Raw genomic sequence first — 13,036 nt, 5'->3', positions numbered from 1 at the left:
CACCCGCGTTCAGGCCCGATCACCCGCAATCCGGGGCAGGGCGGGCACAAGGCGGTCCCAGCGGGCGATCTCGCAGCCGTCGCTGCGTTCGAAGCGGGCGTTGACCGGCTCCCCCTGCCAGGTGCCCTCGACCTGGGCGACGGCCGGGCCGCCGTACATGTAGGTGCACAGGGCGTCGTCGGGGACCGGGGCGAACGGGTCGCCGCCGGGGGCCTCCTCCTCGGCGCGGTGGAGGGCATCGCACGCCTCGAGCGGCTCGGGGTGCGGGAAGCCGCGGGCCGGGTCGCAGTACAGCTCGTACGTGCCGTCGGTCTCGCCACTCTCCGTGATGGTGATGACGAGGTGGTTGGCGGCCGCGCCGTGCGCTGGCCAGCCGGCGGGGGTGAGGGCGACGGCGGCGGCGGCGGGGCCGGAGACGGACGCGGCGGCCGTCGCGAGCGCGAGGGCGAGGGATCTGTGCAGCATGGGGTGCTCCGTGGGGTGGCGTTCATGGGGTGACGGGAGGGGCGAAAGTGCCGCCCCTCCCTGCTAACGCTCCCCGACGCCGTCCGTTGCGCAACTCCACGCGACCGTGTTCCCCCCTTAGGGTGGAATCCGATTGGCTGCGTCCCTCGGGCCTGTGGCATCATTTGCACGCACCCGGCGTTCGCGCTGCTGTGCGAGGAGGCTTCGCCTAGTCTGGTCTATGGCGCCGCACTGCTAATGCGGTTTGGGGTAACCCCCCATCCCGGGTTCAAATCCCGGAGCCTCCGCCACCCTCTCCAGCACCTCGCAGGCCCTGGCCGCTCGCCAGGGCCTTTGCGCTGCTCAGAGCGGGTGCGAACAATGGATTTCACCCGCGCCCCAGGGTCATGTACGCTGGTGCCGCATCCCAGCCCAACCCCTGCGGACGGGCTGAGCGCTCGTAGCTTAACGGATAGAGCATCTGACTACGGATCAGAAGGTTGGGGGTTCGAATCCCTCCGAGCGCGCTCCTGCTGAAGGGCCCTGTCGCACGATCGACAGGGCCTTTTGCTTACCCATGTGGCTGATGGTGTCACGCTGTGCGTCCGTTCGGGTGACGGCGCGGATGGCCCCGGGCTTCCATGATCATTTGGGTGGCCTGCCTTGCCCGTGTAGGAGCGATGGGCAGGTGTGCCGAAGATCGTGGGACCGGACCGTGCAGCCCCGCGCGGAGGCGTTCGGCTGCCCGACTCCACGTCCGCCGACGGCACGCCGTGATCGGAACGGGGCTTCTTCGTTCGGATTAGCGGACAGGCCGTGCGCTGAGGGCGTTTGCCTCGTTGCCGTGAGTGGGAGGCCGTTGAGCCTTCCGCGATGCGTCCCCGATGCGGAGAGCTGGGAAGCCATGGCATACGCCTGTCCCTCCTGCGAGGCCGAGAAGACCGTCGTCGTGCTGTTCGGGGAGGAGGGGTCGTTTCCGTATCCGTGTCTGCGGTGTGCGTGGGTGCCGCGCTGGCTGCCGGCGGCGGCGGTGCAGCGGGCCAACGCGCCGTGCCCGACGCGGGGGTGCGACGGGTCGGTGTGCGCGGTCTACGTGTACGACCGCGACCGGGAGCTGCGGCAGGTGCGGCACGAGGCGTGCGCGCAGTGCTACGGGGGTGAGCGGGGGGAGGGCCGTGAGGTGGGTGTGGCGACGACGGGGTGGGGATAGCGAGGCACCACGAGGGGGACGCGCGCATGCCGTGCTCCCGCTGCTCCGGAGAGGGGTATGCCGGCGTGCGGGGGCACGGGGCCGGGGACCAGGCCGGCGCGGCGCCGAGGCACCAGCAGAAGCCCCAGCGGCAGGACGACGAGGAGCAGCGGCAGCGGCAGCAGCGGCGGCAGGGCATGCCGCCCGCGCCGCGGCGGCGGGCGCGGGCCGTGTGACGGGGCGGCGGCGCGGCGGCGCGCTCAGGTCCGCGTGGAGCCGCGCACGCGCAGGCCGTCCATCAGGCGCTGGGTGGCCTCGGCTATCGAGTCCACCGCCTCGTCGAACACCTCCCGGTTGTGCGCTGCCGGGGCGCGGAAGCCGCTCACCTTCCGCACGAACTGCAGGGCCGCCGCGCGCACGTCCTCATCGGTCACCTCGGGCGTCGCGGGCGGGCGGAGTGTCTTGATGCTGCGGCACATACGGCCAGTCTCGCACCCGGCACTGACAGGCGGGCCGCGTCATAGTCCACACAGCGACCGTCATCGTCCACAGAGCCCGCCCTAGCATCGTGCCAGTGCCTACCCGAACGTTGCCGAGAGCCGCGGCACGGGTTCGGGATCGGTGACCGTAAGACCCCCACACACCGCACAATCCCACACCCCCCACAGAGACCCCCACACTCGGATGGAGATTCCCATGCGCAGGACGAGCGCACGGTTCAGGCTGGGCAGCGCCGTCGCGGTGGTGACCGCCGCGGCGACCGTCGGCGGGCTCACCGCGTGGAACGGCGCCGCCGCCGAGCCCGAGGCGGCGGAGACACTGCAGGTCGGCACCCCAGAGGGCTACGGCGCGGCCGCCACCGGTGGCGCGGGCGGCGACGTGGTCCAGGTGGCGAGCGAGGAGGAGCTCGTCGCGGCGCTGGAGACCGAGGGCGCGCTGCAGATCGAGGTCACCAGCAACATCGCGCTCGGCGACTCGGTCGACGTGACCTCCAACAAGAGCATCGTCGGCTCCGGCACGTCCGGCGGCATATCCGGCGCCACCCTGAACGTCAGCGAGGCCGACAACGTCGTCATCCAGAACCTCACGTTCACCGGCTCCAACGACGACGCCATCAACGTGGAGTACTCCACCAACGTGTGGATCGACCACAACGACGTGAGCGGCGCCGCAGACGGCGGCATCGACATCAAGCGCGCCTCGGACAACATCACCGTGTCGTGGAACCACATGCACGACCAGGACAAGAACATGCTCCTGGGCCACGACGACGGCAACGGCTCGGAGGACTCCGGCAAGCTGCACGTCAGCTACCACCACAACTGGTTCGACGGCACTGGCCAGCGCAACCCGCGCGTCCGCTTCGGCAACCCGGTGCACGTCTACAACAACTTCTACGACGGCGTCGGCAGCTACGGCGTCGCCTCCACCATCGACGCCGGCGTGCTCGTCGAGGGCAACTACTTCCTGGACACCGAGGACCCCTTCCACCTCGGTGAGGGCGACTCGCCCGGGGGCGCCCTGGTGGCCCGCGACAACGTCTTCGACAACTCCGGCGAGGGACAGCAGGGCGGCTCGGTGAGCGACCCGTCCTACAGCTACAACCTCGACCCGGCCGACCAGATCCCCTCGATCGTGTCGTCCGGAGCGGGCGTCGGGAACATCTGACCCCCTTTAGCCCGACCCACTCCGGTCGCACAGGCCGGCCCGGACAAGGCAGCCAGCAATTGGCGTTGCGGTGCCGACAGCCTTGTCCGGGCATTGGCCTGCCGCTATCGTCCTCGCGCGTCAAGCGTCTCCAAGGAGCGAGCGAGGCGAGCCCCCATGGCGGAACGCGGGCCCGCAGCGGCGCGGGCGCCGAGACGGACCCGGCCCACCGTCGGGCTCGTCACGGCAAACATTCACCTGGGCGTCGGCGCCACCCTGTGGTCCGGGGTGCTGGAGGCGGCCGAGCGCAACGACGTCAATCTCGTATGCTTCCCCGGTGACGCGCTGCGCCCCGGCGGCGCCCCGCGCAACGCCCTCTACGACCTGATCGGCGGCGTCGGCCGCGTGGGCGGCCCCGCGGGGCCGCTGCACCTGGACGGCGCCATCTGCTGGACCTCCACCCTCGGCCTGCCCGCCCCCGACGACGAGCGCGCCGAACGCCTCACCCGCCGGCTGGCCGCCCTCCCCGTCGTCAGCCTCAACCGCGCCCTCGGCGAGGACCACCCCGACCACGAGACGCTGCTGCTCGACTCCGACGCCGGCATGCGCAGGGCCGTCGGCCACCTCGTCGAGGCCCACGGCCGCCGCCGCCTCGCCTGCCTGCGCGGCCCGCTGGCCAACCCCGTCTCCGTCAACCGCTACCGCGCCTACACCGACGCCCTCTCCCGCCACCGCATCCCGCACGACGGCGCGCTCGTCGCCGCCTCCGTCGACTTCGCCAACAGCGCCGGCGCCTCCGCCATGCGGGTCCTGGTCGACGTGCGCGGCCTGCGGCCCGGCCACGACTTCGACGCCGTCGTCGCCGTCAGCGACGTGCTCGCCGCCGACGCGCTGCGCTTCCTGGCCGAGCGGGGCGTGCGCGTGCCGGAGGACGTCGCCGTCATCAGCTTCAACGACTCCCTGGAGGCGCGGCTCGCCGACCCGCCGCTGACCTCGGTCGCGCTGCCCTTCGCCGAGCTCGGCGCGCTGGCCGTGGACACGCTGCTCGCCCGGCTGCGCGGCGACCAGCCGCCCGGCCGCCGCGCCGTGCCCGGCACGCTCGTCACCCGCCGCTCCTGCGGCTGCCACTCGCCGCTGGTCACCCAGGGCGGGCCCGAGCCGGAGGCGGGGATCGCGGACGACGACGCGCCGGTGCGGCTGCCGGAGGCCACGGCCGAGCTGAGCGAGGCACTGCGCGCCGACCTGGCCGCGCCGCACGGCATCGGCTTCCTCGGGCTCCTCGAACGCCACCTCGACCGGTGGATCGAGAGCTTCGAGGACGTCGCCGCCTGGGACCGCGCCCTGCTGCGGCTGCGCGCCCGCCACGCGGCGTCCCCGCGCGCCGAGCGGCTGCTCGGCCAGGCCCGGCTGCTGGTGGCCGACAAGTCCTACCGCCTGCTGGAGTACGAGCGCTGGACCCGCGAGCAGGAGTCGCGGCGGCTGCGCGAGCTCGGCACCACCCTCACCACCGTCACCGACACCGGGGCGATACGCGACGCCCTCACCCGCCACCTCCCCGGCCTCGGCGTCCCCGGCTGCCGCCTGATGCTGGACGGCGACGGCGACGGCGACGGCGACGGCGACGGCGACGGCCAGGGCGACGGCGACGACTCCCGCTCCGGCTCCGGCTCCGGCTCCGGTCAGGGCGGCCCGCGCCGCCTCCTCAGGCCGCCCCGCGAGGGCCGCTTCACCGCCGTGCTGGAGCCGCTGCACATCGGCGAGGAGCAGCTCGGCTTCGCCCTCTTCGACGCCGGGCCGCGCCAGTTCGCCGCCCGCCACGGCGCCCTCTACCGGGCCCTGGGCGACCAGATCAGTGCCGCGCTCAAGGGCGTCCGGCTGTTCGAGGAGGTACGCCGCGCGCGGGACGCGGCCGAGCAGGCCAGCCGGTTCAAGACCCGGCTGCTGGACAACGTCACCGACGAGCTGCGCACCCCGGTCGAGACGATCCTGCGGCACACCCGGGGCCGGGACCCGGCCACCGCCGAGGACGCCGAACGCCTGCTGCGGCTCATCGACGACCTGCTGGACCTCAGCCGGTCCGAGATCGACGCCCTGGACCTCACCCGCCGCCTGCTCGACCCGGGACCGCTGCTGGAAGAGGCGTTCACGGCCCTGGCGCGGCCGGGCTGGCGTCTGTCGCTGCCGCGCCGCCTGCCCGCGCTGCGCGCCGACGCGACGAGGCTGCGGCAGATGGTGCGCGGCCTGCTCACCGCCGCCGGGTCGGCCGCCGGGTCGGCCGCCGCGTCGGCCCACGGCCCCGGGCCGAACGCCGGGCCGGCCGCCGGCGTAACGACCGAGCTGGCCGCCGAGGCGGGCGTGGACCGGCTCCACATCCGCGTCACCAGCCCCGGCCTCGCACGGCAGGACGAACGCCTCTTCGAGCCCTTCGCGTCCGGCGAGCGCGGCAGCCGGCTGGGCCTGGCCATCGCCCGGCGCCTGGCCGTGCTGCACGGCGGCTCGGTCACGCTGCTGCGCGGTGACGGCGCGACTACGCCGGGGTTTCACGTGGAACTTCCCCTCCCCACCCCCGCCGAGCCCACCGGCCCGCCCGCCGCCCCGGCCGCGCCCGGGGAACGCCGCAGGGTGCTGCTCGCGGCGGCGCACGGCGGCACGCGTGGCGACACGTGCGGCGACACGCGTGACCGCGAGGAGCCCGTGCCGCCGGGGCTGCCCGAGGAGATCGCCGCCCTCGCCCGCCGCGAGGGCCTGATCCCGCACCCGCTCCACCCCGACGACGACATCGCCTCCCTCACCAGCGAGCCCGGCCCCGCCGCCGTCGCCTGGGACACCGAGGGCGCCACCCCGCAGGACTGGGCCACCATCAGCCGCCTCCACGACCACCCCGCGCTGCGGCACACCCCCTTCCTCCTCTACGGGCTCATGGAGGGCGCGGAGCTGGCCGACCTGAGCCAGGCGCTGCGGGCGCTGCGCCCCTTCGGCCTGGCCGAGCCCGCCCTCATCGTCGACGCCTCGGAGCACTCACGGGAGGCGCTGCGCGTGCTGCTCACCGGCGTACTCCCCGGCCGCCCGGTGCGGGCCGCCGCCGACGGCACGGCCGCCTGCGCGCTCCTCGCCGAGGACCCGCCCGGCCTGCTCATCGTGGACCGGGCGCTGCCCGACATGGACGGCTTCGAGCTCGTGGAACGCCTGAGCGAGACCACCGGCCAGCAGGGCATCCCGGTCCTGATGCTCAGCGGCAACGGCTTCACCTTCGCCGACGCGCGCCGCGCCGAGCGGCACCCGGGGGTGGTGCTGCTGGGCCGGGACATCCTCACCGAGGCCGAGACAGCGCGGCTGCTGGCGGCGATGCTGCACCGCGCCCGCACCGACCCGATGGCGCAGCGCACCTACGCGCCGGTCCGGCACGCCCTGGCGTACCTGGAGGAGCACTACCGGCACCGCTTCTCCCGCTGGCAGGTGGCGCAGGCCGCCGGGGTCAGCGAGGACCACCTCGGGCGGCTCTTCCACCGCGAGCTCGGCGTGACGCTGTGGGAGTACCTCACCCGGCTGCGGATCCGCCGGGCCAAGGAGCGGCTGCAGCGCAGCGACGACAGCGTGCAGACCATCGCCCGCGCGGTCGGCTTCCACGACCGCGCCTACTTCAGCCGCGTCTTCCGCAAGGTGACCGGCATCGCGCCGCACGCCTACCGCGACGCATCGTAGGCGTTATGCCCCATTTTGACGGACTATGGGGGAATGGCGCAGCAATCAGAGCATCCTGTCATCGGCTATCTGGTGTGGGCGGCCCTCTTCGGGGCGCTGTTCGTCTGGGAGGGGATCGGGCTGGTCCGCTCCGGGGACGGCTATCCGACGCTGAGCGACGCCATCGACGCGGTGATGCGTTATCCGCTGGCGCGCTGGGCGCTGTTCGCGGCGTGGCTGTGGTGGGGGTGGCACACGTTCGTCCGCGGCTGGCACTTCCTGCTCCGGGGGCCCATCGAGTGAGCGGCGGCGGGCCGGCGTGAGCGTTCCGAAGATCGTCGTCATCATGCTCGCCGGGTACACGCTGGTGATGGGGCTGCTGGCGTTCGGCCTGGCGGCGAGGCCCACGACGGCCGCCGAGCCGAGGCTGGCGGCGGCGCGACGCCCGCGCCGCGGCTGGCGCGGCCTGATCCGCCAGGTGGCCGCCACCATGCTCGGCGGCTACCTGCTGCTGATGGTGGTGGTCTTCGGCTACTACTACGCCGTCGCGCGCGTCGGCAGCGACTTCCTCGTCAACGCGGTCACCGGCTCGGCGATGCTGATGGGCCTGGCCCTGCCGCTCTTCCTCGCCACCTCCTGGCTCGTCGAACGCCACCGGCGCACCCGGCGAAAACCGCTACGCGGCGCCCGGCGGCGGGAGTTACCGTCAGCGCATGACCGAGACCGCCGGAAGCGGCATCGACTGGCAGCGGATCAACCGCGAGAACTGGGACGACCGGACGCGGGTGCACGCCCAGAGCGCCACCTACGACCTGCCGGGCTTCCGCGCCAAGCCCTCCTCCACGCTGCGGCCCTTCGAGCCCGGGGAGATGGGCGAGGTCGCGGGCCGGAGCCTGGTGCACCTCCAGTGCCACATGGGTCTGGACACCCTCTCCTGGGCGCGGCTCGGGGCGCGCGTCACCGGCGTCGACTTCTCGGCACCCGCCATCGACACCGCCCGCTCGCTCGCCTCGGACATCGGGGTCGCCGACCGGGCGCGCTTCGTGGTCTCGGACGTGTACGGGGCGCCCGCCGCGCTGGCGGGGGAGCGCTTCGACATCGTCTACACGGGTGTCGGGGCGCTGGTGTGGCTGCCCGACCTCACCCGCTGGGCCGAGGTGGTGGCCTCGCTGCTGAAGGAGGGCGGGGCGCTGTACCTCGTCGAGTTCCACCCGGTGACCGACATGCTGGACGACGAGACCGGGCACCGCGTGACGCACGACTACTTCTGCGACGAGCCGCACGTCGAGGACTTCCCGTACACCTACACGGACGGGCCGCAGCTGACGAAGGCGCAGCACGTGGAGTTCCACCACACGCTCGGCGACCTGATCAATGCGATCGCCGGGGCCGGGCTGCGGATCGAGTTCTTCCACGAGTTCGACTACACGCTCTTCGGGCGCTACGAGTCGCTGCGCTGGGACGACTCCGACGGCGGCTACGGCTTCCGGCTCCCGGCCGGGCAGCCGCGCGTCCCGCTGATGTACTCGCTGCGCGCCACCCGCTAGCCGCTCCCGAACCGCTCCTCGCACATCTGGCGCATCTCGGCGCTGCCCCAGTAGTCGTTCGGCTCCGCCATCTCACACCACGCGCGCAACTCCTCGTCCACGTCCACGCTCGGGCTGGCGCCCGGCTCCTGGCCGGGGGCGGAGGGCGGCGCCGAGGGCAGGGCGGTCTCGCCGCCCGAAGGGCTGGGCGAGGGGTCAGGGGACTCGCTGGTGGGCTCGGGGAGGGGCGAGACCTCGGTCAGGCTCTCGTCGGGCGAGGCCGGGGTCAGGCTGGTGGTCTCCGGCTTGGGGCTCAGGGAGAACTCCGGGCGCGGCGGGGCGCTGGGGGCCGCGCGGTTCTCCGGCGGCGACTCGTCGGAGGAGAGCTGGATACCCGCCATCACCCCCGCCGCCATGGCTACCAGGGCCGCCGCCACCAGGGCGACGACCCGCGCGTCGAGCACGCGGCGCGGCTGACTGCTGCTCACGTTCCCCTCCCCCTCGGGAAGTTGACCGGAGATCGATGGGGATCACCGTACCGGCCGCGCGCACATCGCGGTGCCCGTGGGGCCCTTGGGAGGCGGGACCGCGGGACGCGCGGTCAGGCGCCCACGAGGGCCGCGAGCTCGGCCGGCGTCATCGACCCCGGCTCGCGGCCGGCCGCCGCGGCGGCGTTGGCCGCGTGCCGCAGCGCCTCGTTGACCGGCGTCGGAACGCCGTGGAGGCGGCCGAGCAGCACGATCTCGCCGTTGAGGTAGTCGGCCTCGATGGAGCCGGAGCCGCGCCGGAGGCTCTGCCAGGAGGAGCCGCCGCCGTACTCCTCGATCGGCTGGATCTCCATCCTCCCGCCGCGCAACTCGTCCTGCTCGTCCTGGCCGGCGTAGGGGATGCCCGCCGCCGCCAGCACGGCCTCGCCCTCGGCGCGGGCGCGCCGCACCACCGCGCCGGCCTCGGCCATCCCGGCCCGGCCGACCAGCGCCTCCACGGCGTTGCCCAGGTTCAGCAGCAGCTTGGCGTGCTTCCACCGCATCACGTCCGGCACCACCGGCGCCAGGAAGCGGGACTTCTCCAGGTCGCCGGCGATGGCCCGCGCCGTCTCGTCGGGGGCGGCCTCCGGGTAACGCCCGAGGTGCAGCATCCCGGTCAGCGGCACGCACGGCGCGACGACCGAGCCCGGCTCGAGGTGCTGCGACGGCAGCCACACGCACACGCCGTACACCTGATCGAAGCGCCGCAGCGCCAGCCGCTCGCCCGCCACGCCGTTCTGCGCGCACAGCAACGGCAGGCCGCCGGCCGCCCTGGCGTACGGCGCCCAGGCGTCCAGCGCCGCCACGGCCTGCTGCGTCTTCACCGCCAGCACCAGCACGTCGCCGGGACGCGGAGCCACCTCCTCGGGACCGGCGGCCGCCGGCACCGGCAGCGTCAGCGTGCCCTCCGGGGTCCGCAGCCGCAGCCCGCCCTCGCGCAACGCCGCCAGGTGCGCGCCGCGCGCCACCAGCACGACCTCGTGCCCGCTCTCGTGCAGCCGCCCGCCTATGGCGCCGCCGACCGCTCCTGCCCCGATGATGATGTAGCGCATTGGCCAATTATCGGCCGGAGCCCGCTCACCCGTACACGATCACCGTTCGCCGATCACCAGTACACGCCGATCACCAGTACACGATGACCTTGTCGCCCACGTTCACCTCGTCGAAGAGCTGGGCGATCGCCGCCTCGTCCCGGACGTTGACGCAGCCGTGGGAGGCGCCGTTGTACCCGTTGACCGCGAAGTCCTCCGAGTAGTGCACGGCTTGGCCGCCGTCGAAGAACATCGCGTACGGCATCGGCGAGTCGTAGATCGTCGAGTGGTGGTGGCGCGACTTCCAGTACACCGCGAACTCGCCCTCGCGCGTGGGCGTCTCCTCGGCGCCGAAGCGGACGTCCATCGTCATCTCCACCTCGCCGTCGATGACCCACGACAGCGTCGAGGAGGTCTTCGATATGCACAGCACGCGCCCCGTCAGGCATCGCTCGTCCAGCTCCTGCGCGGGCTGCGCGTCCGGCACGTCGACCGGCGGGTACATCTCCTCCTGCGTCGGCATCGTGGTCTCGCCGGTCAGCGCCTCCCACGTGTCCTCGTACACCGTGCCGGTGGCCTCAAGGCCGGCCGCCTCCTGGTACGCCGTGACGGCGGCCGTGGTGACGTCGCCGTAGTACCCCGTCGGGTTCTCCTCGAAGTGGCCGAGCTGGGCCAGCCGGGCCTGGAGCTCCCGCACCTGCTTGGAGGACTCGCCGTAGTCCATGACGGGCTGCGGCGGGAACATCTCCTCCTCGGTGGGCATCGTGGTCTGCCCGGTCAGCGCCTCCCACGTGGACTCCGGCACGTCCCCCGTGACCTCGATGCCCTCCGCCCGCTGGAACTCCGAGACCGAGCCCAGGGTGATGTCGCCGAAGTACCCGGTGGGCTGGGCGGTGAAGAACTCCAGCTGCGCCAGCCGGGCCTGGAGCTCCCGCACCTGGTCGGAGGTGTCCCCGAACCGGAAGAGGATCTCCTCGGCGGGCTCGGTCTCCTCCGCCTGCGGCTCCTCGGCCTCGCCGCCAGGGTCCTGCGACTCCTCGGCGGCCGGGCCCGTCGGCTCGGCGGCGGCCGACTCGTTGTCCGGCGAACACCCGGCCAGCAGCAGCGTCGCCGCCACGGCAACGGCGGCGACGCCCGATCGCGCCCTGCGCGAGACGAGCCATGTGAAAGACATGCGGTGAAGAGCGGTGCGCATGCGTGATCCCCCTGAAGTAACACAATGCCACTGGGAAAACTCTGTCCCAACGGCCCTCACTGGTAAAGACCGCCCGAACCCCCAGGTTCGTTGCCCATCTCCCATAACGATGCCGCGACGAAACAGCATCGGCCTCTGCGAGATCGGCCTCGACGGCCTCGGCCAACTCGGCGGGGGCCTCAGCGCAGCAGCGCCAGCACCGACGCGACCGTGTCCGCCTCCGCCGCCGACTTGTCCTCCCTGTACCGCACTACCCGCGCGAACCGCAGCGTCACACCCTCGGGGTAGCGCGGCGAGCGCTGCACGCCGTCGAACGCAACCTCCACCACCAGTTCCGGCCGCACCCGCACCACCCACCCCCCTTCCTCCTCGCCCACCGCCAGCTCCCGCAGCCGCTCCGTCTGCCACGCCAGCATGGCGTCCGTCAGCCCCTTGAAGGTCTTGCCGAGCATCGAGAAGCCGCCGTCCTCCCGCCGCGCTCCCAGGTGCAGGTTCGACAGCTTCCCCGTGCGCCGCCCGTGCCCCCACTCGGCGGCCAGCACCACCAGGTCGAGCGTGTGCACCGGCTTCACCTTCAGCCACGCCGCGCCCCGCCGCCCCGCGCTGTACGCCGCCCCCAGCGCCTTCACCATCACGCCCTCGTGCCCCCGCTCCAGCACCCGCCGCGCGAACTCCCGCGCCGCCTCGCGCTCCCCGGCGTCCGCCGGGTCCGACACCACCACCCGCCGCACCCGCCGCGGCTCGGGCGCGATCCGCGCCAGCTCGGCGTTGCGCTCCCCGCCCGGCAGGTCCAGCAGGTCCCGCCCGTCCACCGCCAGCAGGTCGAAGAAGACCGGCGTCAGCGGCAGGCCCCCGGCGCCCGCGAGCGTGCCGACCCGGCCCGAGGTCTCCTGGAAGGGCCTGGGCCGCCCCGCCGCGTCCAGCGCGATCACCTCCCCGTCGAGCACCGCCCGCTCCGCCGCCAGCTCCATCGCCGCCGCCCGCACCTCCGGCAGCCGCGCCCCGATCTCGTCCAGCGTCCGCGTGTAGACCCGCACCTCCTCCCCGTCCCGGTGCACCTGCACCCGGATGCCGTCGAGCTTCTCCTCCACCGCCACCGGCCCGGGGACCTGCCGGGCCAGCCGGTCCAGCGCCTCGTCCAGATCGACGGCGCTCTGCGCCAGCATCGGTTGCACCGGCCGCCCGACCACCAGCCGGAACTCGCCCAGCGCCGCCGGGCCCTCGGCCAGCACCGCCCGCGCCACCGCGCCCAGCGAGCCGCCCAGCATCACCGCCCGCCGCACCTCCTCCGGCGCCGCGCCGACCGCCTGCGCCAGTCCCTCAACGGCCAGCGCGTCCAGCGCGCCCTGCCGCAGCTCGCCGCTGATCAGCCGGAACAGGAAGTCCCGCTCCTCCTCCGTGGCCGCCGCCATCAGCTCGCCCAGCAGCCGCCGGCGTTCCGCGGCCGAGCCCTTCCCCTTCACGGCCGCGATGCGTTCCAGCGCCCGGTCGACCGCCGGCACGGTCAGCGTGGGCACCTCCGGCGCCGCGACGCCCGCCGCACGCGCCTCGCCCAGCGCCCGCCACCCCACGCCGATCCGTCGCTGCGGCAAGCGCCCGGCGAGGTAGGTGGTCACCACCTCCGCCTCCTCCGGCTCCGCCAGGGCGAAGAGCCGTGCGAGTGCGGCGATCTTCGCGGAGCGGGCGGCGGTACCCGCCACCTCGCGGGAGGTCGCGGCAAGATCGGCCATCAACATGACCCCATCATGACCGGACCTGTCCTTTCCCGCCCGGAATTGGCGGCTAATCGTCTGTTC

General features: G+C 73.6%; 12 protein-coding genes, 2 tRNA genes and 1 pseudogene. 9 read left to right on the top strand and 6 right to left on the bottom strand.

Annotation, left to right across the window (positions count from 1 at the left end; genetic code table 11):
* Positions 1–9: 9 nt before the first annotated feature.
* Positions 10–465 (bottom strand): SSI family serine proteinase inhibitor, encoded by a 456-nt coding sequence (locus tag ACTWQH_RS02765; protein WP_443284638.1) that lies wholly within the window; start codon positions 463–465, stop codon positions 10–12.
* A gap of 197 nt (positions 466–662) precedes the next feature.
* Between ACTWQH_RS02765 and ACTWQH_RS02760 the strand changes: the two genes are divergently transcribed.
* The 4 genes from ACTWQH_RS02760 (at position 663) to ACTWQH_RS02745 (ending at position 1,869) form a co-directional block, all read left to right on the top strand.
* Positions 663–755, top strand: a tRNA-Ser gene (locus ACTWQH_RS02760).
* A 143-nt stretch (positions 756–898) separates the two neighbouring features.
* A tRNA-Arg gene (locus ACTWQH_RS02755) sits at positions 899–971 on the top strand.
* A gap of 377 nt (positions 972–1,348) precedes the next feature.
* Positions 1,349–1,654 (top strand): hypothetical protein, encoded by a 306-nt coding sequence (locus ACTWQH_RS02750; RefSeq protein ID WP_443284637.1) that lies wholly within the window; start codon positions 1,349–1,351, stop codon positions 1,652–1,654.
* A gap of 65 nt (positions 1,655–1,719) precedes the next feature.
* Positions 1,720–1,869 carry a hypothetical protein gene (locus ACTWQH_RS02745; RefSeq protein WP_443284636.1) on the top strand — a complete coding sequence of 50 codons (150 nt, stop codon included), beginning with the start codon at positions 1,720–1,722 and terminating at the stop codon, positions 1,867–1,869.
* Between the two features lie 24 nt (positions 1,870–1,893).
* On the opposite strand, the gene ACTWQH_RS02740 is transcribed toward ACTWQH_RS02745, so the two are convergent.
* Positions 1,894–2,112 (bottom strand): DUF2277 domain-containing protein, encoded by a 219-nt coding sequence (locus ACTWQH_RS02740; protein WP_443284635.1) that lies wholly within the window; start codon positions 2,110–2,112, stop codon positions 1,894–1,896.
* 217 nt (positions 2,113–2,329) lie between these two features.
* Between ACTWQH_RS02740 and ACTWQH_RS02735 the strand changes: the two genes are divergently transcribed.
* From ACTWQH_RS02735 to ACTWQH_RS02715, 5 genes and pseudogenes are all read left to right on the top strand, one after another.
* The gene (locus ACTWQH_RS02735) at positions 2,330–3,301 is read left to right on the top strand and encodes a pectate lyase family protein (protein WP_443284634.1); all 972 of its coding nucleotides are present in this window, start codon (positions 2,330–2,332) and stop codon (positions 3,299–3,301) included.
* 156 nt (positions 3,302–3,457) lie between these two features.
* Entirely contained in the window at positions 3,458–6,982 is a 3,525-nt protein-coding gene (locus tag ACTWQH_RS02730; protein ID WP_443284633.1) for a substrate-binding domain-containing protein, read from the top strand.
* A gap of 33 nt (positions 6,983–7,015) precedes the next feature.
* Positions 7,016–7,264 carry a DUF6186 family protein gene (locus tag ACTWQH_RS02725; protein WP_443284632.1) on the top strand — a complete coding sequence of 83 codons (249 nt, stop codon included), beginning with the start codon at positions 7,016–7,018 and terminating at the stop codon, positions 7,262–7,264.
* 43 nt (positions 7,265–7,307) lie between these two features.
* Positions 7,308–7,631, top strand: a pseudogene (locus tag ACTWQH_RS02720) (DUF6256 family protein); the annotation flags it as partial.
* Positions 7,632–7,674: 43 nt separating this feature from the next.
* Positions 7,675–8,508 (top strand): class I SAM-dependent methyltransferase, encoded by an 834-nt coding sequence (locus tag ACTWQH_RS02715; RefSeq protein ID WP_443284631.1) that lies wholly within the window; start codon positions 7,675–7,677, stop codon positions 8,506–8,508.
* Here ACTWQH_RS02715 and ACTWQH_RS02710 read toward each other — a convergent pair.
* From ACTWQH_RS02710 to ACTWQH_RS02695, 4 genes are all read right to left on the bottom strand, one after another.
* A complete protein-coding gene (locus ACTWQH_RS02710; RefSeq protein ID WP_443284630.1) occupies positions 8,505–8,975 on the bottom strand; it encodes a hypothetical protein in 471 nt (156 codons plus the stop codon). The genes ACTWQH_RS02715 and ACTWQH_RS02710 overlap by 4 nt on opposite strands.
* A gap of 113 nt (positions 8,976–9,088) precedes the next feature.
* Positions 9,089–10,066: a ketopantoate reductase family protein gene (locus ACTWQH_RS02705; RefSeq protein WP_443284629.1), complete on the bottom strand. Its 978-nt coding sequence runs from the start codon at positions 10,064–10,066 to the stop codon at positions 9,089–9,091.
* 70 nt (positions 10,067–10,136) lie between these two features.
* Positions 10,137–11,219: a L,D-transpeptidase family protein gene (locus ACTWQH_RS02700; protein WP_443284628.1), complete on the bottom strand. Its 1,083-nt coding sequence runs from the start codon at positions 11,217–11,219 to the stop codon at positions 10,137–10,139.
* Between the two features lie 200 nt (positions 11,220–11,419).
* Positions 11,420–12,976, bottom strand: a complete 1,557-nt coding sequence (locus ACTWQH_RS02695) for an ATP-dependent DNA ligase (RefSeq protein ID WP_443284627.1) — start codon at positions 12,974–12,976, stop codon at positions 11,420–11,422.
* Positions 12,977–13,036: the final 60 nt, after the last annotated feature.

Origin of the sequence: Streptomyces sp. 6N223 (assembly GCF_052246635.1) — a bacterium.
GTDB lineage: Bacteria > Actinomycetota > Actinomycetes > Streptomycetales > Streptomycetaceae > Streptomyces.
The sequence above is the reverse complement of the archived record's forward strand: the minus strand, read 5'-3'. Positions and strand labels throughout refer to the sequence as shown.